This is a genomic window from Pseudomonas sp. GL_093 (assembly GCF_057837605.1).
On sequence record NZ_CM174448.1, the window covers coordinates 6,282,922 to 6,303,035 of the forward strand.

Here is a 20,114-nt window from a genome sequence, read left to right on the forward strand (position 1 = left end):
GGCGAAGCCTGCGTTCGGCTGCGAAGCAGTCGTGAAATCAGGCGATGCGGTGTTTCAGGAAGATCGCAATCTCTGGTTTCACGACTGCTTCGCAGCCGAACGCAGGCTTCGCCAGCTGCTACAAATTGTGTTGTTCTTTATCTATCTGCATTAGGCATTAACAGTCCGTATTTTCACGATGACTGGATGATGCTCAACCGCTCGCCCACCACCATTTCGGTGATCCAGTCCACCAGGATCGAGGTGTATGCCTGTTGCGAAACAGGCTCGCTCAAGGCGTGATCGGCGCCGTCGATAATCCGGTGGGTCAGCGAGTGAGTCTGCTGACAGGCCGCGCGGTAACTCATGATGGTTGAGTGGGGCACATAGTCGTCGGTCTCGGACTCCACCAGCAGCACATCCCCGGTAAATTGCGAACAGGCATGCAGCGCACGATTGCTGTCGGCGCGGACTAACGTGCGGCGGTAATCACGTAAATCGAGCTTGTCCAGGTCACGTTTGGGTGTGTGCCATTGATCATCGCGATACAGCGCCGGCACCCGCAGCGCCAGCCAGCGCACCGGACGCAATGACGTCAGGATCGAGGCCAGGTAACCGCCATAACTGGTGCCGACCACGGCAATCGCCGATGTATCGAGCGCCGGGTGCGCGAGCAAGCGGTCATACGCTGCCAGCAGGTCGCGCAGGTTGTCTTCGCGCGTTACTCGACTCAGCGCAATACCCGTGCCGCCGGTGTGCCCGCGCAAGTCGAACGTCAGGCACACGCAACCCAGGCCGGCGATGCCTTTGGCCCGCTCCAGGTCCCGCTCCTGACTGCCGCCCCAACCGTGCACAAAGAGCACGCCGGGCACTTTTGATTTGGGGCTGAGAAAAGTCCCGATCATCTGTTCATCGTCGATGTCGATTTGAATGGTTTCGCTTCTAGCCGTCATAGGATTTAACCGTTACGTACTTGAGAAGAAAGTCACTGTTTTGCGCCGGCCCGCGATACACCTCGATGGCGTCCGCCGGCAGCGGCTGGTCGATGTAGGTCTCAACCGAAGACACGCGAATCGCGCGCATCCCGGGGTCGTTGACGAAGCTTTGCAAGGCGGCGACTTCGGCGCTGCTGGCACCGCCCATCCGCCAGGACTGCTCGAGCACGCCGCTGCGCTGTTTGCCATTACTATCCACACCTTGGGCGATGTCGTAGTTGCGCCGCGAGGCGTAGAAACCGGGATAAGCCTCATCCGCGGCACGGTCGAACACTTGCGCCTGCCGGATCGCCAGCCGTACATCGTCCGGCAGTTCCAGTTCGAGCAAATCGTCGTAGTGACCCCGCACAACCAGCAGGTTGGACCCTCCATAAACCTGCTCGCCCTGACCGTCTTTGGTCAAGTATTGATCACCGCAATAACTCAGCACCGTGTCGCCGATAAAACTCTGACCGACGCTGTGGGTGATCACGTGGTCCAGGTCCTGCTCCAGCACCACGCCTTCGGTGAACAGCGTTCTGGCATCGGGTCTGGCGAGGATGGCATCGAACTGGTCGAGGCTTTTGATCACTTCCTGACCGCGTCCGGCGCAGGCATGAATAGGCTTGATGCGGATCGGGCCGCTGTAGAGCAGATGCTCCGCCGCAGGACGCGCATCGTCCATGGAAAAAACACTGAGGCCGTCGAGCACCACGCTGCGTACACGTTCGGAAAACAACGGTGACCAGCCTTCCGGAGCGTGAGCATTTTTGTTACGCAACCCGTGACTGATGGCTTTGGTGCAGATGAAATCATGGTCGACGTAACCGCCCCACAAATCCTCAGGCCCCTTGACGCCCAATTGACGGGCGGCAGCGACGCCCACAAGCGTCTGGGTCGGCAACAGATACAGGTCTCGACCGTTGTGCAGTTCCGGGTCGTAATTGCCGCCGTATTTAAGCCCCAGGATCTGTGCCAGCCAACGGGCCAGCGCACGATTGGTTTCTACTTCGTGCAACGGAGCCTCAGGCCGCACGGAGTGGGCGACCACCAGCTTCTTGCGGTTTGTTGGGGTCATGCGTCCCCCTTCAATCTGCGCGTGATGAATGTAGTTGAAGGGGTGCAGAGATCAGGCCAAGGAGGGCCGAAGACAAACATTTTTCAAATCAGCCAGTTGCGAAAAACATGATGGCACCCTGCCTATTTGATTCTGCACGACAGCCTTCAAGATTCCGGCATTTTGCACGATTCAAGCCTTCCACTGACCCAATGTGGGAGTGAGGCTTCTACCGGGTTGCCGCAGTCGGTGTCACTCCAAACCGTGTCCGGTAATCACTCGGCGCCAACCCGGTAATCTTCTTGAACGTCGCCCGAAAGGCACTCGGATCCTGATAACCCACCGTCCAGGCGATGTGATCGATGGTGCCGTTGGTGAACTCGAGCATTTCCCGGGCCTTGCCGACCCGCAGATGCTGGCAGTACTCGGTGGGTTTAAGCCCGGTTGCGGCGCGAAATCGACGCAGGAACGTGCGTTCTTCCAGCCCTGCCCGCTCGGCCATCGTCGGCAGTGACACATCGGTCGCTCCGGTGCTTTGCAGCCAATGCTGGACCTTGAGAATCGAGGCGTCACCATGGCTGAGAATGGGTGAAAAATTGCTGCCGCACTCGCTTGCGCTGTCGCTGTGTTCCACCACCAGAAATCGCGCGGTACTGGTGGCGATGCTCGGCCCCAGCAGGCGATTGACCAGGCGCAAGCCCAGTTCGGACCAGGCCATCAGCCCCGCAGTGGTGATCAGGTCGCCGTCGTCAACGATGGGTGTATCGGCCTTGAGCTTGATCGCCGGATAACGCTCGGCGAAGGCTTTGGCCGAGGTCCAGTGAGTAGTGGCGCTACGGCCGTCGAGCAGGCCGCTCTCGGCCAACAGAATCGACCCCACGCAAACCCCGCCGAGTGTCGCGCCATTGGCGTGTTGCTGACGCAGCCAGCGAAACAGCGCCTGCGGTGCCTGGCCTTCGGAAAAACCGGCAATCGACGGCGGGATCAACACCGCCACCAACGCACCGTCCGCAGCGGGATGACTGTCGTAGACCCGCTCGGGCGCCTGATCGCCATCAACCTGCCAATGGCTGACCCGCAGCAACGGCAACTGCGCCGCCTGATGCTCGGCGGCAATCCGGTTCGCCACCCCGAACAAGTCCGTCAATCCATGCACCGCCGCCATCTGCGCACCGGGATAGATCAGCACGCCCAACTCGGTGATTGGCCTTTCTGCGTCCATTGTCAGTTTTCCCCCTTCTATTGTCGGTGCGGCCAATCCTCGGACGGCCTGCCAGACCCAATACTTCATTTCACACCAACAAGCACTTCGAGGAAACAGTCATGGCCAAGCAAGCACTCATCGTAGTCGATATCCAAAATGACTACTTCCCCCAAGGCAAGTGGCCGCTGGTCGGCGCCGATGCCGCGGCGGACAATGCCGTTCGTCTGCTCAAAGCCTTCCGCGATGCCGGTGATTCGGTGGTGCACATCCGCCACGAATTCACCTCCGACGAAGCGCCCTTTTTCACTCCGGGCTCCGAGGGCGCGAAGCTGCACCCCAAAGTACTGAATCGCGCCGATGAGCCTGTGGTGCTCAAGCATTTCGTCAACTCGTTCCGTGAAACACAACTGAAATCGATCCTCGACGAACAAGGCATCAAGGAGCTCGTGGTCGTCGGCAGCATGAGCCACATGTGTGTCGATGGCATCACCCGCGCCGCCGCGGACTTTGGCTACAGCGTTACCGTGATTCACGACGCCTGCGCTACCCGTGATCTGGAGTTCAACGGCGTCACCGTTCCGGCAGCCCACGTTCATGCCGCCTTCATGTCGGCCCTGGGCTTCGCCTATGCAAGCGTGGTGTCCACTGACGAGTTCCTGGCGGCGCATCACTGACCAACGCTTCTGCCTCGGGTGCTGCAATCTGACGCTCCCGAAACAAAGAAGGCCAGTCGCGTGCGCACATGACTGGCCTTTTTTCTGAGACTTACGGCCGAAAAGCCGGATAATGGCGGCCAAATCGTCTAGCCGTTATTCTGGTAATCCCCCATGGAAATCAAGGTCAACTTTCTCGACAACCTTCGACTTGAAGCCAAGTTCGACGACTTCACGGTGGTGGCCGATCAACCTATCCGCTACAAGGGCGATGGCTCGGCACCGGGTCCGTTCGACTACTTCCTGGCTTCGTCAGCGTTGTGTGCGGCTTACTTCGTGAAGCTGTACTGCGACACTCGCAGTATTCCCACCGAAAACATCCGCCTGTCGCAGAACAACATTGTTGATCCGGAAAACCGCTACAACCAGATTTTCAAGATCCAGGTCGAGCTACCAGCGGACATCTCCGACAAGGACCGCCAGGGCATCCTGCGTTCCATCGACCGTTGCACCGTGAAAAAAGTGGTGCAAGCCGGGCCTGAGTTTGTGATCGAAGAAGTGGAAAACCTCGACGCCGATGCCCAGGCGCTGCTGATGCCTGCGTCTAATTCAGAGGCGCACACCTATATCGCGGGCAAGGATCTGCCGCTGGAGCAGACCATCGCCAACATGTCGGCCATTCTGGCGGACCTGGGCATGAAGATTGAAATCGCCTCGTGGCGCAATATCGTTCCCAACGTGTGGTCGCTGCATATCCGCGATGCGCACTCGCCGATGTGTTTTACCAACGGCAAGGGCGTAACCAAGGAAGGCGCGCTGGCGTCGGCGTTGGGCGAGTTTATCGAGCGACTCAACTGCAACTTCTTCTACAACGATCAGTTCTGGGGCGAAGAGATCGCCAACGCGCCGTTTGTGCATTACCCGGACGAACGCTGGTTCAAGCCTGGCCGTAAAGATGAACTGCCGGCCGAAATCCTCGACGCGTACTGCCTGAAGATTTACAACCGCGACGGCGAGTTGCGTGGCTCCCACCTGATCGACACCAACTCGGGCAATGAAGAGCGCGGCATCTGCTCGCTGCCATACGTGCGCCAGTCGGACGGCGAAGTGGTGTATTTCCCGTCCAACCTGATTGAAAACCTGTTCCTGAGCAACGGCATGAGTGCCGGCAACACGCTGGCCGAAGCCCAGGTGCAATGCCTGTCGGAGATCTTCGAGCGTGCGGTAAAACGCGAAATCATCGAAGGTGAATTTGCACTGCCGGATGTGCCCGCCGATGTGCTGGCGAAGTACCCCGGGATACTGGCCGGTATTCAGGCGCTGGAAGAGCAAGGGTTCCCCGTATTGGTGAAGGATGCATCCCTGGGCGGTGAATTCCCGGTGATGTGCGTCACGTTGATGAACCCGCGTACCGGCGGTGTGTTCGCCTCGTTCGGCGCGCACCCGAGCCTGGAAGTGGCGCTGGAGCGCAGCCTGACCGAACTGCTCCAGGGCCGCAGCTTCGAAGGCCTCAACGACTTGCCCCAGCCGACGTTTGAAGGCCATGCGGTGACCGAGCCGAATAACTTCGTCGAGCACTTCATCGATTCCAGCGGCGTGGTGTCGTGGCGCTTCTTCAGCTCCAAGTCCGATTACGAATTCGTGGAGTGGGATTTCTCCGGCCAGGGTGAAAACTCGAATGCCGAAGAAGCCGCGACCTTGTTCGGCATTCTCGAAGGCATGGGCAAGGAAGTGTACATGGCGGTCTACGAGCATATCGGCGCCAAGGCGTGCCGCATCCTCGTACCGGATTATTCGGAGATCTATCCCGCGGATGATCTGATCTGGGACAACACCAACAAAGCGCTTTTCTTCCGCGCCGATATCCTGAACCTGCATCGCCTGGACGAAGACGAACTGCGAGCGTTGGTTGAGCGTCTGGTGGAAAGTGAGCTGGACGACTACACCGACATCACCAGCCTGATCGGCATCGAATTTGACGACAATACGGCGTGGGGTCAGCTGACGATTCTTGAGTTGAAGCTGCTGATTTATCTCGCCTTGCAGCAATATGAAGAGGCGAAAGAGGCGGTAGAAATGTTCCTGCAGTACAACGACAACACGGTTGAGCGTGGTTTGTTCTACCAGGCCGTCAATGTGGTGCTGGAGATGAAGCTGGACGAAGACCTGGAACTGGAAGACTACGAGGCCAATTTCCGCCGGATGTTTGGCAACGAGCGCACCGACGCAGCAATCGGATCGGTGGACGGCAGCGTGCGTTTCCATGGCTTGACGCCGACCAGCATGAAACTGGAGGGGCTCGACAGGCACCTGCGGTTGATCGATAGCTACAAGAAACTGCACTCGGCACGGGCCAATGTGACCGCGTTATCCAGTTAATAGCGCCAACAAAAAAGCGAAGCCAGATGGCTTCGCTTTTTTGTTACTGACTGGATAACTGCTTTTTAGAACGGGATGTCGTCATCAAAGCTGTCGAAATCCGGAGCCGGTTGCGGAGCGGCCTGCTGCTGTGGAGCCGGACGCGACTGTTGCGGTGCTGCCGACTGCTGTGGACGCGGAGCCTGTTGGCGTGGGGCCGGGGCGGACTGCTGGTAGTTATTGCCCCCTCCTTGTTGGTCGCCCTGCTGTGGACGGCCGCCCAGCAGCTGCATGGTGCCTTGCATGTCGACCACGATTTCAGTGGTGTAACGCTTGATACCGTCTTTTTCCCACTCGCGGGTCTGCAGCTTGCCTTCGATGTAGACCTGCGAACCTTTACGCAGGTACTCACCGGCGATCTCGGCAACTTTGCCGAACATCGACACACGGTGCCATTCGGTCTTCTCGACCTTCTGACCGGTTTGCTTGTCGGTCCACTGTTCGCTGGTCGCCAGACTCAGGTTGGTCACGGCGTTACCGTTAGGCAAGTAGCGAACTTCGGGATCCTGGCCGCAAGTGCCGACCAATATGACTTTGTTAACCCCACGGGCCATAACGTTCTCCTAGGCTACGCACGCTGCCTCGGCCGGGTTGTTCACCAGGCGCTCAAGGGTCGTGCGATCCAATAGTTCTGTGTCCAATTTGATGTAAATCGCCGCTTCATCAGCAACGATCACCGCATCTGTTACCCCTACGACGGCCTTCAGGCGCTCAACCAGACCCGCTTCGCGGATCGCCTCGGGCGACAACGGCAAGCGCAGGCTCGTCACGTAGGGTGGTTCGCGCATGGTAACAGCAAAGGCCAGCCAGAGGGCAGCCAGACCGGCGCATCCAAGGAACACAACCGACAGACCGCCATGCTGGAACAACCAGCCGCCGAGGATCCCGCCCAGTGCCGAACCGAGGAACTGACTGGTGGAATAAACCCCCATCGCCGTGCCTTTGCCGCCTGCTGGTGAAACCTTGCTGATCAGCGATGGTAGAGAAGCTTCCAGCAAGTTGAACGCGGTAAAGAACACCACCGTCCCGATCACCAGAGCTCGCAAACTATCGCCGAACTGCCAGAAGAATAGCTCAGTGAGCATCAGCGTCGCGACGGCGCCGAGTAAAACTCGTTTCATTTTGCGTTTCTTCTCGCCGTAGATAATGAACGGGATCATGGCGAAGAAGGAAATCAGCAGCGCAGTGAGGTAGACCCACCAGTGCTGCTCTTTAGGCAACCCGGCTTTTTCGACCAGCGCCAAAGGCAACGCAACGAAGCTCGACATCAACATCGCGTGCAACACAAAAATGCCCAGGTCCAGACGCAGCAGGTCTGGATGCTTGAGCGTCGGTATCAGCGCCTGGCGCGCAACACCGGACTCGCGGTGCTGCAACGGCCCGGTCGAGCGCGGCACCATGAACATCACGATCACGATCCCGAACAGCGCCATGCCGCCCGTGGCGAGGAACAACCCGGACAGGCCGAAGGCGCGGGTCAGCAACGGTCCTACAACCATCGCGACAGCGAACGACAGACCGATCGTCATGCCGATCATGGCCATGGCTTTGGTCCGATGCTGTTCACGGGTCAAGTCTGACAGCAACGCCATCACCGCCGCGGAAATCGCCCCGGCGCCTTGCAGGATCCGTCCGGCGATCACGCCCCAGATCGAGTCGGCATTGGCCGCCAGCACGCTACCGAGGGCGAAGACGATCAGCCCCAGGTAAATCACCGGACGACGGCCGATACGGTCGGAAATGAAGCCGAAGGGAATTTGAAAGATCGCCTGGGTCAGGCCGTAAGCGCCAATCGCCAGCCCGATAAGGGCCGGGGTCGCTCCTGCCAGATCCATCCCATAGGTCGCCAGTACCGGCAACACCATGAACATGCCAAGCATACGGAAGGCGAACACCAGGGCCAGACCGCTTGCTGCGCGGGTCTCGCTGCCACTCATGCGTTCGCTGTGGGGATCGTGCATGGAAAAACCTCATGTGAACCGGCGGCGATTCTACCAGTCCCATCGATTGACGGGGTATATCGCGACGCTTTGACGCGCTCTGCTGACAGACTCTTCATGTAAGCCTGCAACCCGCTCATTTGATAGTGTGCATCCATCCAGTATTTGGCCGTATACTCCTACGTTTTCGACGCCCGCCGAGCGAGGCCACTTTGGACAAGATCCTGATTCGTGGGGCCCGAACCCACAACCTGAAGAACATCGACCTGACCCTGCCCAGGGACAAACTGATTGTCATCACCGGCCTGTCCGGCTCCGGAAAATCATCCCTGGCATTCGACACGCTGTACGCCGAAGGCCAGCGCCGCTACGTCGAATCGCTGTCGGCCTACGCTCGGCAATTTTTGTCGATGATGGAAAAGCCTGACGTCGACACCATCGAAGGTTTGTCGCCAGCCATTTCCATCGAGCAGAAGTCGACCTCGCACAACCCGCGTTCGACGGTCGGCACCATCACCGAAATCTACGACTATCTGCGCCTGCTTTACGCTCGCGTGGGTATTCCGCGTTGCCCGGATCACGACATTCCGCTGGAAGCCCAGACCGTCAGCCAGATGGTCGACCTGGTCCTCGCCCAACCGGAGGGCAGCAAGCTTATGCTGCTGGCCCCGGTGATCCGCGAGCGTAAAGGCGAACATCTTTCGGTCTTCGAAGAACTGCGCGCCCAAGGCTTTGTACGGGCCCGGGTCAACGGCAGGCTCTGTGAGCTGGACGAATTGCCGAAGCTGGATAAGCAGAAGAAGCACTCGATCGATGTGGTGGTTGACCGCTTCAAGGTGCGCGCCGACCTGCAGCAGCGCCTGGCCGAGTCGTTCGAGACCGCGCTGAAGCTGGCAGACGGCATCGCCCTGGTCGCGCCGATGGACGACGAGCCCGGCGAAGAAATCATCTTCTCCGCGCGCTTCGCCTGCCCGATCTGTGGCCATGCCATCAGCGAGCTGGAACCCAAACTGTTCTCCTTCAACAATCCGGCCGGCGCTTGCCCGACGTGTGATGGCCTGGGTGTTAAGCAGTTCTTCGACATCAAGCGATTGGTCAATGGTGAACTGACGCTGGCCGAGGGCGCGATTCGTGGCTGGGACCGGCGCAACGTCTATTACTTCCAGATGCTCGGCTCGTTGGCTTCACACTACAAGTTCAGCCTGGAAGTGCCATTCAACGAACTGACGGCCGATCAGCAGAAGTTCATCCTGCACGGCAGCGGGTCGCAAAACGTCGACTTCAAATACCTGAACGACCGCGGGGACATCGTCAAACGCTCGCACCCGTTCGAAGGCATCGTGCCGAATCTGGACCGTCGCTACCGTGAAACCGAGTCCGCCTCGGTGCGTGAAGAGCTGGCCAAGTTCCTCAGCACCCAGCCTTGCCCGGATTGCCGTGGTACTCGCCTGCGTCGTGAGGCGCGGCATGTGTGGGTTGGCGAGAAGACGCTGCCGGCGGTGACCAATCTGCCGATTGGCGATGCCTGTGAATATTTCGGCGTGCTGAAACTCACTGGCCGCCGTGGCGAAATCGCTGACAAGATTCTCAAGGAAATTCGCGAGCGACTGCAGTTCCTGGTCAACGTTGGCCTGGACTATTTGTCGCTGGATCGCAGTGCGGACACGTTGTCCGGTGGTGAAGCGCAGCGTATCCGTCTGGCCAGCCAGATTGGCGCCGGCCTGGTGGGCGTTCTGTACATCCTCGACGAACCGTCGATTGGTTTGCACCAACGGGACAACGATCGGCTGCTCGGTACGCTCAAGCACCTGCGGGACATCGGTAATACGGTGATTGTGGTCGAGCACGACGAAGATGCGATTCGCCTGGCTGACTACGTGGTGGATATCGGTCCAGGCGCAGGTGTACACGGCGGACACATTGTCGCCGAAGGTACGCCAGCCGAAGTCATGGCGCATCCAGACTCGTTGACCGGCAAGTACTTGTCGGGCCGGGTGAAGATTGCAGTCCCGGCCAAACGCACGCCGCGTAACAAGAAGTTGTCGCTGTCCCTCAAGGGCGCCCGTGGCAACAACTTGCGCGATGTCGATCTGGACATTCCGATCGGCCTGCTGACCTGTGTAACCGGCGTGTCCGGCTCGGGCAAGTCGACGCTGATCAACAACACGCTGTTCCCGCTTAGCGCTACGGCATTGAACGGTGCGACGACGCTCGAAGCGGCCGCTCACGACAGCATCAAAGGTCTGGAGCATCTGGATAAGGTTGTCGACATCGACCAGAGCCCTATCGGTCGAACGCCGCGCTCCAACCCGGCGACCTACACCGGGTTGTTCACACCGATTCGCGAACTGTTCGCCGGTGTGCCGGAGTCCCGCTCCCGCGGTTATGGTCCTGGACGCTTCTCCTTCAACGTGAAGGGCGGACGTTGCGAAGCGTGTCAGGGCGATGGCCTGATCAAGGTGGAAATGCACTTCCTGCCGGACATCTATGTCCCGTGCGACGTCTGCAAGAGCAAGCGCTACAACCGCGAGACTCTGGAGATCAAGTACAAGGGCAAGAGCATCCACGAAACCCTCGAGATGACGATCGAGGAAGCGCGGGTGTTCTTCGACGCGGTTCCGGCCCTGGCGCGCAAGCTTCAGACGCTGATGGATGTTGGCCTGTCGTACATCAAGCTCGGGCAGTCAGCGACCACGCTGTCGGGTGGTGAAGCCCAGCGGGTGAAGCTGTCCCGCGAACTGTCCAAGCGCGACACCGGCAAGACGCTGTACATCCTCGATGAGCCGACGACCGGCCTGCACTTCGCTGATATTCAGCAGCTGCTCGACGTTTTGCATCGATTGCGCGACCACGGCAACACTGTGGTGGTGATCGAGCACAACCTGGACGTTATCAAGACGGCCGACTGGCTGGTGGACTTGGGGCCGGAAGGCGGTTCCAAGGGCGGCCAGATCATTGCCGTCGGTACGCCGGAAGAAGTGTCGGAGATGAAGCAATCGCACACGGGCTTCTACCTCAAGCCGCTGCTGGCTCGCGACAAAGCCTGAATCAGGCCCATGAAAAAGCCCCTGTCACTTCATCGGTGACAGGGGCTTTTTTGTAGCCGGTGGAATCAGAACTGCGATTGCAGGTAATTCTCCAGACCGATCAGCTTGATCAGACCCAGCTGCTTCTCGAGCCAGTAGGTGTGGTCTTCTTCGGTGTCATGCAATTGAACGCGCAGCATCTCGCGGCTGACATAGTCCTTGTGCTGCTCGCAGAGCTTGATGCCCTTGCAGAGTGCGGCGCGGACTTTGTATTCCAACCGCAGGTCAGCGGCGAGCATGTCCGGCACGGTAGTGCCGACATCAAGGTCGTCCGGACGCATGCGCGGCGTACCTTCGAGCATCAGAATTCGGCGCATCAGGGCATCAGCGTGCCCGGCCTCTTCTTCCATCTCGTGGTTGATACGTTCGTAGAGCTCGGTGAAACCCCAGTCCTCGTACATCCGCGAATGGATGAAATATTGATCACGCGCCGCCAGTTCGCCGGTCAGCAACGTGTTGAGGTAATCGATTACGTCTGGGTGGCCTTGCATCGCCCTACATCTCCCTGCTTGAAAGTCTGTAGTTTGAACCAAGCAGACTGTTTGGTCACTCTGCTTGCGCGATAAAAGCGAAGATATTCTGAGAAAAGTAGTTTAAATAACGCAAAAACTGCCCAAATGAGGGCAGTTCTGCTTCTCGTTTAGACTTCGTTAAGCTGTACGTTGAGCAGCTTTGCGATTGCTTCTCCGTACGCCGGATCAGCTTTGTAGAAATGCTGCAATTGGCGGTCAACTACATCGCTGGAAACTCCGGTCATTGCGCCGGCAATGTTGCCGAACAACAGCGCTTTCTGCTCATCGCTCATCAAACGGAACAACGCACCGGCGTGGCTGTAGTAGTCGGTATCCTCGCGGTGATCGTAGCGATCAGCCGAACCACTTAGCGCCAATGGCGGCTCTGCATAACGAGGTGCTTGCTTCGGTGATTCGACGTAGCCGTTCGGCTCGTAGTTAGGTGTCGCTCCGCCATTGCTGCCAAACGCCATTGAACCATCACGCTGATAGCTGTTCACCGGGCTGCGAGGCGCGTTCACCGGCAGTTGCTGGTGGTTGGTGCCAATACGGTAGCGGTGAGCATCGGCGTAAGCGAACACTCGACCCTGCAGCATGCGGTCAGGCGACAAACCGACACCTGGGACCATGTTGCTCGGACCGAACGCCGCTTGCTCGACTTCAGCAAAATAGTTCTGCGGGTTGCGGTTAAGCTCCAATTCGCCCACTTCGATCAGCGGAAACTCTTTCTGCGACCAGGTTTTGGTCACGTCAAACGGGTTCTCGTAGTGCGCTGCGGCCTGAGCCTCAGTCATGATCTGGATGCACACGCGCCATTTCGGAAAATCACCGCGCTCGATCGCGCCGAACAGATCACGCTGCGCATAATCCGGATCGGTACCAGCCAGGCGTGCTGCTTCTGCTGGCGCCAGGTTTTTAATCCCTTGCTTGGTCTTGTAGTGCCACTTCACCCAGTGACGTTCGCCATTGGCGTTGATCAGGCTGTAGGTGTGGCTGCCGAAGCCGTGCATGTGACGGTAGCCATCGGGGATGCCGCGATCCGAGAACAGAATAGTGACCTGATGCAACGCCTCAGGTGAGTGCGACCAGAAGTCCCACATCATTTGCGCGCTTTTCAGATTGCTTTGTGGCAGACGTTTCTGGGTGTGAATAAAGTCCGGGAATTTCAAAGGATCGCGGATGAAGAACACTGGCGTGTTGTTGCCGACGATGTCCCAGTTGCCTTCTTCGGTGTAGAACTTCAGGGCGAAACCACGTGGATCGCGCTCGGTGTCGGCCGAACCACGCTCACCGCCAACGGTGGAAAACCGCAGGAAGGTTGGGGTTTGCTTGCCGACAGACTCAAACAGTTTGGCGCTTGTGTACTCGGTGATGTCCCGAGTTACGGTGAACGTACCGTAAGCACCCGAACCTTTGGCGTGTACACGGCGCTCAGGGATGTTTTCACGGTTGAAGTGGGCAAGCTTCTCGATCAGGTGAAAGTCGTCGAGCAGCAGCGGGCCACGAAGGCCGGCGGAACGGGAATTCTGGTTATCAGCGACAGGAGCGCCACTGGCGGTGGTAAGTGTTTTATTTTGGCTCATGCAATGTCTTCCTCTGTCAGTCTTTCCTACTGCCGGCTAATCGGCTGAGAGGGAGTATTGACCATCAACATGACACCATCAAATTCATTAAATTGTGAGAATCGATAGATAAATACTAATGAAGCTTTATCGCTTAGGCATTTCGATACTTTTCGAGCGCGCACAAAAAACCGGGCGCTAGGCCCGGTTCTTCGTTTCAGACTGACGTCTTACTCAGCGGATACAGCTTCACCACCGGCAGGACGATCAACCAACTCGACGTACGCCATAGGCGCGTTGTCGCCAGTGCGGAAACCGCACTTGAGGATGCGCAGGTAGCCACCCTCACGGGTAGCGTAACGCTTGCCCAGGTCGTTGAAGAGCTTACCAACGATAGCTTTCGAACGAGTACGGTCGAAAGCCAGACGGCGGTTAGCCAGGCTGTCTGTCTTGGCCAAAGTGATCAGCGGCTCAGCAACGCGACGCAGTTCTTTAGCTTTCGGCAGTGTAGTTTTGATCAGCTCGTGCTCGAACAGCGACACTGCCATGTTTTGAAACATGGCCTTGCGGTGCGAGCTAGTGCGGCTCAGGTGACGACCACTTTTACGATGACGCATGGTTCATTCCTTACCAAACACAACGTTCGGTGATTACGACGATCAGGCAGTCGCCTTGTCGTCCTTCTTAAGACTTGCAGGCGGCCAGTTGTCGAGGCGCATGCCGAGGGACAGACCGCGGGAGGCCAGAACGTCCTTGATTTCAGTCAAGGATTTCTTGCCAAGGTTCGGAGTCTTCAACAGCTCTACTTCGGTACGCTGAATCAGGTCACCGATGTAGTAGATGTTTTCCGCCTTAAGGCAGTTAGCCGAACGTACAGTCAGTTCCAGATCGTCAACCGGGCGAAGCAGGATCGGATCGATCTCGTCTTCCTGCTCAACAACCACTGGCTCACTGTCACCTTTGAGGTCGACGAACGCAGCCAACTGCTGTTGCAGAATGGTTGCAGCGCGGCGAATTGCCTCTTCAGGATCCAGAGTACCGTTGGTTTCCAGATCAATAACCAGCTTGTCCAGGTTAGTACGCTGCTCGACACGGGCGTTTTCCACCACGTATGCGATACGGCGAACCGGGCTGAACGAAGAGTCAAGCTGCAAGCGACCGATGCTGCGGCTTTCGTCTTCATCGCTCTGACGCGAGTCTGCCGGTTCATAACCACGACCACGAGCTACGGTGAGCTTCATGTTCAGGGCGCCGTTAGACGCCAGGTTAGCGATTACGTGATCGGGATTAACGATCTCGACATCATGATCCAGCTGAATATCGGCAGCGGTAACCACCCCCGAACCCTTCTTCGACAAGGTCAGCGTAACTTCGTCACGGCCGTGCAGCTTGATAGCCAGACCTTTAAGGTTCAACAGGATTTCAATTACGTCTTCCTGTACACCTTCGATGGCGCTGTACTCATGGAGCACACCGTCAATCTCGGCCTCGACTACTGCGCAGCCGGGCATTGAGGACAACAGGATGCGGCGCAGCGCGTTGCCCAGGGTGTGGCCGAAACCACGCTCGAGAGGCTCGAGAGTGATCTTGGCGCGGGTTGGACTGACAACCTGCACATCAATATGGCGGGGTGTCAGGAACTCATTTACCGAAATCTGCATGGATGCACCTATTTTCTAGCCCTTACTTGGAGTAGAGCTCGACAATCAGGCTTTCGTTGATGTCGGCGGACAGATCACTGCGAGCAGGAACGTTCTTGAAAACGCCCGACTTCTTCTCAGTGTCTACTTCTACCCATTCTACGCGGCCACGTTGGGCACACAGATCGAGAGCTTGGACAATGCGAAGTTGGTTCTTTGCTTTCTCGCGAATCGCGACCACGTCACCAGCACGAACCTGGTACGACGGCACGTTTACGGTCTGACCGTTAACGCTTACGGATTTGTGCGATACCAGCTGACGGGATTCGGCACGAGTAGAGCCAAAACCCATACGGTATACAACGTTGTCCAGACGGCATTCGAGCAGTTGCAACAGGTTTTCGCCAGTTGCACCTTTCTTGCCAGCAGCTTCTTTGTAGTAGCCGCTGAATTGACGCTCGAGAACGCCGTAGATACGACGGACCTTCTGCTTTTCACGCAGTTGGGTGCCGTAATCGGACTGGCGACCGCGGCGTTGGCCGTGGATACCAGGTGCTGCTTCAATGTTGCACTTCGATTCGATCGCGCGCACGCCGCTCTTCAAGAAGAGATCGGTGCCTTCGCGACGAGCGAGTTTGCATTTTGGACCAATGTAACGAGCCATTCTTTACAATCTCCTGGATTACACGCGGCGCTTCTTCGGCGGACGGCACCCGTTGTGCGGGATTGGCGTCACGTCGGTGATGCTGGCGATCTTGTAGCCACAGCCGTTCAAAGCGCGGACTGCAGATTCACGACCTGGACCTGGACCTTTGACGTTAACGTCGAGGTTTTTCAGGCCGTATTCCAGCGCAGCTTGACCAGCACGTTCAGCAGCTACTTGAGCAGCAAACGGGGTGGACTTGCGGGAACCGCGGAAACCCGAACCACCGGAGGTAGCCCAGGAAAGAGCGTTGCCTTGACGGTCGGTGATGGTCACGATTGTGTTGTTAAAAGATGCATGGATGTGGGCGATGCCATCAACCACTGTCTTTTTAACTTTTTTACGAGGACGAGCAGCAGGTTTAGCCATGATTAATTTCCTGTCGATTCGCTGGGGCGATTACTTGCGGATCGGCTTACGCGGACCTTTACGGGTACGCGCGTTAGTCTTGGTACGCTGACCGCGCACTGGAAGACCACGACGATGACGCAGACCGCGATAGCAACCGAGGTCCATCAAACGCTTGATTTTCATGTTGATTTCGCGACGCAGGTCACCTTCAGTGGTGAACTTCGCCACTTCGCCACGCAGCTGTTCAATCTGCTCGTCGCTCAGATCTTTGATCTTTGCGGCTGGGTTTACCCCAGTCACTGCACAGATCTTCTGTGCAGTAGTGCGACCAACACCATAGATGTAGGTCAGCGAGATAACAGTATGCTTGTTATCTGGAATGTTAACGCCTGCAATACGGGCCATTCAGTGGGACTCCAATTGACAGCTACCTACGCCCCGGAAGCCAAGAAATAGGGCGCGAGATAATATCGCTGTAATAACAAATAATCAACCCGGCAGCGCACTAGCTGCCGGGCTTGAAGCACAATCACACTCAGCCTTGGCGCTGTTTGTGACGCGGTTCCGCGCTGCAAATTACTCGAACAACACCTTCGCGGCGAATAATCTTGCAGTTACGGCACAGCTTTTTCACCGATGCACGAACTTTCATCACCAACTCCTCGAACCTTATGGGTACTCAGCGCAACATGCCGCTGCCGTAACCCTTCAGGTTGGCTTTCTTCATCAGGGATTCGTACTGGTGCGAAACGAGGTGCGATTGTACTTGGGACATGAAGTCCATCACAACCACGACGACGATCAGCAACGAGGTCCCGCCAAGGTAGAACGGTACGTTTGCTGCAACCACCAGAAACTGGGGCAACAGGCACACGGCCGTCATGTAAAGAGCACCGAACATGGTCAAGCGAGTCAGAACGCCATCAATGTAGCGCGCAGACTGCTCACCTGGACGGATGCCCGGAATAAAGGCACCGGACTTCTTCAGGTTTTCCGCTACGTCTTTCGGATTGAACATCAACGCCGTATAGAAGAAGCAGAAGAAAATAATCCCTGCACTAAACAGCAGAATATTCAACGGCTGACCAGGAGCGATCGACTGCGAGATGTCCTGCAACCAGCCCATACCTTCAGACTGGCCGAACCAGGCACCCAACGAAGCCGGGAACAGCAAAATGCTGCTCGCGAAAATGGCCGGAATAACACCGGCCATGTTCACCTTCAGCGGCAAGTGGCTAGTCTGCGCAGCGAAGACCTTGCGGCCCTGCTGACGCTTGGCGTAGTGAACAGCAATACGACGCTGACCACGCTCAATGAACACCACGAAACCGATAATCGCTACTGCCAGCAAACCGATGGCAACCAGGGCGAAGATGTTGATATCACCCTGACGCGCAGACTCGAAAGACTGCCCGATCGCTCTCGGAAGACCGGCGACGATACCCGAAAAAATCAACATCGAGATACCGTTGCCAACACCACGCTCAGTAATCTGCTCACCCAGCCACATCATGAACATCGCACCAGCCACAAAAGTGGATACCGCGACGAAATGGAAGCCAAAGTCACCAGTGAACGCAACGCCCTGCCCTGCCAGACCAATGGACATGCCAATTGCCTGAACGAGAGCGAGAACGACAGTGCCGTAGCGGGTGTACTGGCTGATCTTGCGACGGCCAGCTTCACCTTCCTTCTTCAACTGTTCCAGCTGCGGGCTAACGGCGGTCATCAGTTGCATGATGATCGATGCCGAAATGTACGGCATGATCCCCAGTGCAAAAATGCTCATCCGCTCCAGCGCGCCGCCGGAAAACATGTTGAACAAGCTAAGAATGGTCCCCTCATTCTGTCGAAACAGGTCCGCGAGTCGGTCCGGGTTGATACCTGGAACCGGGATGTGTGCGCCTATTCGGTAGACGATAATCGCCAGGAACAGAAAACGCAGACGAGCCCAGAGTTCAGACATACCGCCTTTGCCGAGCGCAGAGAGAGCACCTTGCTTAGCCATTTATTCCTCGAACTTGCCGCCAGCTGCTTCGATAGCCGCACGCGCACCTTTGGTGGCGCCGATTCCCTTTCCGATGGTGACAGCGCGAGTAACTTCGCCGGACAGCATGATTTTCACACGCTGAACGTTGACGTTGATCACGTTGGCATCTTTCAGGGACTGCACGGTGACGATGTCGCCTTCCACTTTAGCCAGCTCGGACAAACGCACTTCTGCGCGATCCATGGCTTTCAGGGAAACGAAACCGAATTTCGGCAGGCGACGATGCAGCGGCTGTTGACCGCCTTCAAAGCCTGGAGCAATGGTGCCACCGGAGCGGGAGGACTGACCTTTGTGGCCACGGCCACCGGTCTTGCCCAAACCACTACCGATACCACGGCCCGGACGATGCTTTTCGCGACGGGAACCCGGCGCTGGACTCAGATCATTGAGTTTCATCGATTAACCCTCGACACGCAGCATGTAGTAAGCCTTGTTGATCATCCCGCGATTCTCGGGAGTATCAAGTACTTCTACAGTGTGACCGATGCGACGCAGACCCAGACCCTTAACGCACAGTTTGTGGTTAGGGATGCGGCCGGTCATGCTTTTGATCAGCGTAACTTTAACGGTAGCCATGATCAGAAGATCTCCTTGACGCTTTTGCCACGCTTGGCGGCAATGGATTCAGGAGACTGCATAGCTTTCAAACCTTTGAAAGTGGCGTGAACCACGTTTACCGGGTTAGTCGAGCCGTAGCACTTGGCCAGAACGTTCTGAACGCCAGCAACTTCGAGGACAGCACGCATAGCGCCGCCAGCGATGATACCGGTACCTTCAGAAGCAGGCTGCATGTACACCTTCGAAGCGCCGTGACCGGACTTCATTGCGTACTGCAGAGTGGTGCCGTTCAGGTCAACTTGGATCATGTTGCGGCGAGCAGCTTCCATTGCCTTCTGGATCGCAGCAGGCACTTCACGCGACTTGCCACGGCCGAAGCCAACACGCCCTTTACCATCACCCACCACGGTCAACGCGGTGAAAGTGAAGATACGGCCGCCTTTAACGGTTTTGGCTACGCGGTTAACTTGAACCAGCTTCTCGATGTAGCCTTCGTCGCGCTTTTGGTCGTTATTTGACATAACTTAGAACTCCAGCCCAGCTTCACGAGCAGCATCAGCCAGCGCCTTGACGCGGCCGTGATACTTGAAGCCAGAGCGGTCGAAAGCCACCTGCGAGACGCCAGCGGCTTTAGCACGCGTAGCGACCAGCTGGCCAACCTTAGTGGCCGCGTCGATGTTGCCAGTGGCGCCATCACGCAGTTCTTTATCCAAAGTCGAGGCAGATGCCAGGACTTTGTTGCCGTCGGCCGAAATGACCTGGGCGTAGATGTGCTGCGACGAGCGGAACACGCAGAGACGCACGACTTCGAGTTCGTGCATTTTCAGGCGTGCTTTGCGAGCGCGACGCAGTCGAGTAACTTTTTTGTCGGTCATTTGCTATGCCCTACTTCTTCTTGGCTTCTTTACGACGGACGACTTCGTCCGCGTAGCGCACACCTTTGCCTTTGTACGGCTCTGGTGGACGGAAGTCGCGGATCTCGGCGGCCACTTGACCTACCAGCTGCTTATCGATGCCCTTGATCAGGATATCGGTCTGGCTAGGAGTCTCAGCGGTGATGCCTTCCGGCAGTTCATAATCCACTGGGTGCGAGAAGCCAAGAGCCAGGTTCAGCACTGTGCCTTTTGCTTGCGCTTTGTAACCAACACCGACCAGCTGGAGCTTGCGCTCGAAGCCTTGGCTTACGCCTTGGACCATGTTGTTTACCAACGCACGAGTGGTACCAGCCATTGCGCGAGTTTGTTGATCGCCATTGCGAGCAGCGAAACGCAGCTCACCAGCTTCTTCAACGATCTCAACGGACGAATGGATGTTCAGTTCGAGAGTGCCCTTGGCACCCTTCACCGAAAGCTGTTGGCCTGCGAATTTGACTTCGACACCGGCTGGCAGCTTAACGGGGTTCTTAGCGACGCGTGACATGCTTATCC

22 protein-coding genes are annotated in these 20,114 nt (G+C 57.3%); 3 read left to right on the forward strand and 19 right to left on the reverse strand.

Annotation, left to right across the window (positions count from 1 at the left end; all coding sequences use genetic code 11):
• Positions 1-173 precede the first annotated feature (173 nt).
• From AC3IUE_RS29010 to AC3IUE_RS29020, 3 genes are all read right to left on the reverse strand, one after another.
• Complete coding sequence (locus AC3IUE_RS29010; protein ID WP_489264434.1) at positions 174-932, reverse strand: alpha/beta hydrolase family protein; 759 nt, start codon at positions 930-932, stop codon at positions 174-176.
• On the reverse strand, positions 922-2,031 hold the full coding sequence (locus tag AC3IUE_RS29015; RefSeq protein WP_489264435.1) for a DUF3182 family protein: 1,110 nt from the start codon (positions 2,029-2,031) through the stop codon (positions 922-924). Before AC3IUE_RS29015 ends, AC3IUE_RS29010 begins: the two co-directional genes overlap by 11 nt.
• Before the next feature lie 208 nt (positions 2,032-2,239).
• Positions 2,240-3,232, reverse strand: a complete 993-nt coding sequence (locus tag AC3IUE_RS29020; protein WP_461999999.1) for a GlxA family transcriptional regulator — start codon at positions 3,230-3,232, stop codon at positions 2,240-2,242.
• Positions 3,233-3,333: 101 nt separating this feature from the next.
• Here AC3IUE_RS29020 and AC3IUE_RS29025 point away from each other — a divergent pair, with 101 nt between their 5' ends.
• A complete protein-coding gene (locus AC3IUE_RS29025; protein ID WP_462000000.1) occupies positions 3,334-3,888 on the forward strand; it encodes a cysteine hydrolase family protein in 555 nt (184 codons plus the stop codon).
• A gap of 153 nt (positions 3,889-4,041) precedes the next feature.
• Positions 4,042-6,246 (forward strand): OsmC domain/YcaO domain-containing protein, encoded by a 2,205-nt coding sequence (locus AC3IUE_RS29030; protein WP_489264436.1) that lies wholly within the window; start codon positions 4,042-4,044, stop codon positions 6,244-6,246.
• Between the two features lie 65 nt (positions 6,247-6,311).
• Here AC3IUE_RS29030 and AC3IUE_RS29035 read toward each other — a convergent pair whose 3' ends face one another.
• Both AC3IUE_RS29035 and AC3IUE_RS29040 read right to left on the reverse strand, forming a co-directional pair.
• Positions 6,312-6,839, reverse strand: a complete 528-nt coding sequence (locus AC3IUE_RS29035) for a single-stranded DNA-binding protein (RefSeq protein ID WP_056743429.1) — start codon at positions 6,837-6,839, stop codon at positions 6,312-6,314.
• A gap of 9 nt (positions 6,840-6,848) precedes the next feature.
• Positions 6,849-8,246, reverse strand: a complete 1,398-nt coding sequence (locus tag AC3IUE_RS29040) for an MFS transporter (RefSeq protein WP_033059461.1) — start codon at positions 8,244-8,246, stop codon at positions 6,849-6,851.
• Positions 8,247-8,437: 191 nt separating this feature from the next.
• Between AC3IUE_RS29040 and uvrA the strand changes: the two genes are divergently transcribed.
• On the forward strand, positions 8,438-11,272 hold the full coding sequence (gene uvrA / locus AC3IUE_RS29045; protein ID WP_033059462.1) for an excinuclease ABC subunit UvrA: 2,835 nt from the start codon (positions 8,438-8,440) through the stop codon (positions 11,270-11,272).
• Positions 11,273-11,337: 65 nt separating this feature from the next.
• On the opposite strand, the gene bfr is transcribed toward uvrA, so the two are convergent.
• The 14 genes from bfr to rplF all read right to left on the reverse strand — a co-directional run bounded on the left by bfr (position 11,338) and on the right by rplF (position 20,106).
• Positions 11,338-11,802 (reverse strand): bacterioferritin, encoded by a 465-nt coding sequence (gene bfr / locus AC3IUE_RS29050; protein WP_056743433.1) that lies wholly within the window; start codon positions 11,800-11,802, stop codon positions 11,338-11,340.
• Between the two features lie 149 nt (positions 11,803-11,951).
• Positions 11,952-13,406 carry a catalase gene (locus AC3IUE_RS29055; protein ID WP_489264437.1) on the reverse strand — a complete coding sequence of 485 codons (1,455 nt, stop codon included), beginning with the start codon at positions 13,404-13,406 and terminating at the stop codon, positions 11,952-11,954.
• A 209-nt stretch (positions 13,407-13,615) separates the two neighbouring features.
• Positions 13,616-14,002: a 50S ribosomal protein L17 gene (gene rplQ, locus AC3IUE_RS29060; RefSeq protein ID WP_008145500.1), complete on the reverse strand. Its 387-nt coding sequence runs from the start codon at positions 14,000-14,002 to the stop codon at positions 13,616-13,618.
• 42 nt (positions 14,003-14,044) lie between these two features.
• Positions 14,045-15,046, reverse strand: coding sequence for a DNA-directed RNA polymerase subunit alpha (locus tag AC3IUE_RS29065; RefSeq protein ID WP_003186012.1), 1,002 nt, complete (start codon positions 15,044-15,046; stop codon positions 14,045-14,047).
• 22 nt (positions 15,047-15,068) lie between these two features.
• Positions 15,069-15,689 (reverse strand): 30S ribosomal protein S4, encoded by a 621-nt coding sequence (rpsD, locus tag AC3IUE_RS29070; RefSeq protein ID WP_003210056.1) that lies wholly within the window; start codon positions 15,687-15,689, stop codon positions 15,069-15,071.
• Positions 15,690-15,707: 18 nt separating this feature from the next.
• Positions 15,708-16,097, reverse strand: a complete 390-nt coding sequence (rpsK, locus tag AC3IUE_RS29075) for a 30S ribosomal protein S11 (RefSeq protein WP_002555466.1) — start codon at positions 16,095-16,097, stop codon at positions 15,708-15,710.
• Between the two features lie 30 nt (positions 16,098-16,127).
• On the reverse strand, positions 16,128-16,484 hold the full coding sequence (rpsM, locus tag AC3IUE_RS29080; protein WP_003186020.1) for a 30S ribosomal protein S13: 357 nt from the start codon (positions 16,482-16,484) through the stop codon (positions 16,128-16,130).
• Positions 16,485-16,614: 130 nt separating this feature from the next.
• On the reverse strand, positions 16,615-16,731 hold the full coding sequence (gene rpmJ / locus AC3IUE_RS29085) for a 50S ribosomal protein L36 (protein WP_002555468.1): 117 nt from the start codon (positions 16,729-16,731) through the stop codon (positions 16,615-16,617).
• 27 nt (positions 16,732-16,758) lie between these two features.
• Positions 16,759-18,087 carry a preprotein translocase subunit SecY gene (gene secY / locus AC3IUE_RS29090; RefSeq protein ID WP_003228718.1) on the reverse strand — a complete coding sequence of 443 codons (1,329 nt, stop codon included), beginning with the start codon at positions 18,085-18,087 and terminating at the stop codon, positions 16,759-16,761.
• Positions 18,088-18,525: a 50S ribosomal protein L15 gene (gene rplO, locus AC3IUE_RS29095; protein ID WP_007896782.1), complete on the reverse strand. Its 438-nt coding sequence runs from the start codon at positions 18,523-18,525 to the stop codon at positions 18,088-18,090. It abuts the gene before it with no gap.
• 3 nt (positions 18,526-18,528) lie between these two features.
• Positions 18,529-18,705 (reverse strand): 50S ribosomal protein L30, encoded by a 177-nt coding sequence (gene rpmD, locus AC3IUE_RS29100; RefSeq protein ID WP_003186033.1) that lies wholly within the window; start codon positions 18,703-18,705, stop codon positions 18,529-18,531.
• Positions 18,706-18,707: 2 nt separating this feature from the next.
• Positions 18,708-19,208: a 30S ribosomal protein S5 gene (gene rpsE / locus AC3IUE_RS29105; RefSeq protein WP_007943782.1), complete on the reverse strand. Its 501-nt coding sequence runs from the start codon at positions 19,206-19,208 to the stop codon at positions 18,708-18,710.
• A gap of 3 nt (positions 19,209-19,211) precedes the next feature.
• On the reverse strand, positions 19,212-19,562 hold the full coding sequence (gene rplR, locus AC3IUE_RS29110) for a 50S ribosomal protein L18 (protein ID WP_003186037.1): 351 nt from the start codon (positions 19,560-19,562) through the stop codon (positions 19,212-19,214).
• A 10-nt stretch (positions 19,563-19,572) separates the two neighbouring features.
• Entirely contained in the window at positions 19,573-20,106 is a 534-nt protein-coding gene (gene rplF, locus AC3IUE_RS29115) for a 50S ribosomal protein L6 (RefSeq protein ID WP_003176412.1), read from the reverse strand.
• Positions 20,107-20,114 lie beyond the last annotated feature (8 nt).

Excerpts from the sequence above, each read along its gene's own strand:
- rpmJ (WP_002555468.1), bottom strand. The coding sequence starts at position 16,731 with ATGAAAGTTCGTGCATCGGTGAAAAAGCTGTGCCGTAACTGCAAGATT.
- rpsD (WP_003210056.1), bottom strand. The coding sequence starts at position 15,689 with ATGGCTCGTTACATTGGTCCAAAATGCAAACTCGCTCGTCGCGAAGGC.
- AC3IUE_RS29015 (WP_489264435.1), bottom strand. The coding sequence starts at position 2,031 with ATGACCCCAACAAACCGCAAGAAGCTGGTGGTCGCCCACTCCGTGCGG.
- rpsE (WP_007943782.1), bottom strand. The coding sequence starts at position 19,208 with ATGTCAAATAACGACCAAAAGCGCGACGAAGGCTACATCGAGAAGCTG.
- AC3IUE_RS29035 (WP_056743429.1), bottom strand. The coding sequence starts at position 6,839 with ATGGCCCGTGGGGTTAACAAAGTCATATTGGTCGGCACTTGCGGCCAG.
- rplQ (WP_008145500.1), bottom strand. The coding sequence starts at position 14,002 with ATGCGTCATCGTAAAAGTGGTCGTCACCTGAGCCGCACTAGCTCGCAC.
- rplF (WP_003176412.1), bottom strand. The coding sequence starts at position 20,106 with ATGTCACGCGTCGCTAAGAACCCCGTTAAGCTGCCAGCCGGTGTCGAA.
- AC3IUE_RS29055 (WP_489264437.1), bottom strand. The coding sequence starts at position 13,406 with ATGAGCCAAAATAAAACACTTACCACCGCCAGTGGCGCTCCTGTCGCT.
- rplR (WP_003186037.1), bottom strand. The coding sequence starts at position 19,562 with ATGACCGACAAAAAAGTTACTCGACTGCGTCGCGCTCGCAAAGCACGC.
- rplO (WP_007896782.1), bottom strand. The coding sequence starts at position 18,525 with ATGAAACTCAATGATCTGAGTCCAGCGCCGGGTTCCCGTCGCGAAAAG.
- AC3IUE_RS29010 (WP_489264434.1), bottom strand. The coding sequence starts at position 932 with ATGACGGCTAGAAGCGAAACCATTCAAATCGACATCGACGATGAACAG.
- rpsM (WP_003186020.1), bottom strand. The coding sequence starts at position 16,484 with ATGGCCCGTATTGCAGGCGTTAACATTCCAGATAACAAGCATACTGTT.
- AC3IUE_RS29020 (WP_461999999.1), bottom strand. The coding sequence starts at position 3,232 with ATGGACGCAGAAAGGCCAATCACCGAGTTGGGCGTGCTGATCTATCCC.
- AC3IUE_RS29065 (WP_003186012.1), bottom strand. The coding sequence starts at position 15,046 with ATGCAGATTTCGGTAAATGAGTTCCTGACACCCCGCCATATTGATGTG.
- rpmD (WP_003186033.1), bottom strand. The coding sequence starts at position 18,705 with ATGGCTACCGTTAAAGTTACGCTGATCAAAAGCATGACCGGCCGCATC.
- AC3IUE_RS29025 (WP_462000000.1), top strand. The coding sequence starts at position 3,334 with ATGGCCAAGCAAGCACTCATCGTAGTCGATATCCAAAATGACTACTTC.
- AC3IUE_RS29040 (WP_033059461.1), bottom strand. The coding sequence starts at position 8,246 with ATGCACGATCCCCACAGCGAACGCATGAGTGGCAGCGAGACCCGCGCA.
- bfr (WP_056743433.1), bottom strand. The coding sequence starts at position 11,802 with ATGCAAGGCCACCCAGACGTAATCGATTACCTCAACACGTTGCTGACC.
- rpsK (WP_002555466.1), bottom strand. The coding sequence starts at position 16,097 with ATGGCTAAACCTGCTGCTCGTCCTCGTAAAAAAGTTAAAAAGACAGTG.
- secY (WP_003228718.1), bottom strand. The coding sequence starts at position 18,087 with ATGGCTAAGCAAGGTGCTCTCTCTGCGCTCGGCAAAGGCGGTATGTCT.
- AC3IUE_RS29030 (WP_489264436.1), top strand. The coding sequence starts at position 4,042 with ATGGAAATCAAGGTCAACTTTCTCGACAACCTTCGACTTGAAGCCAAG.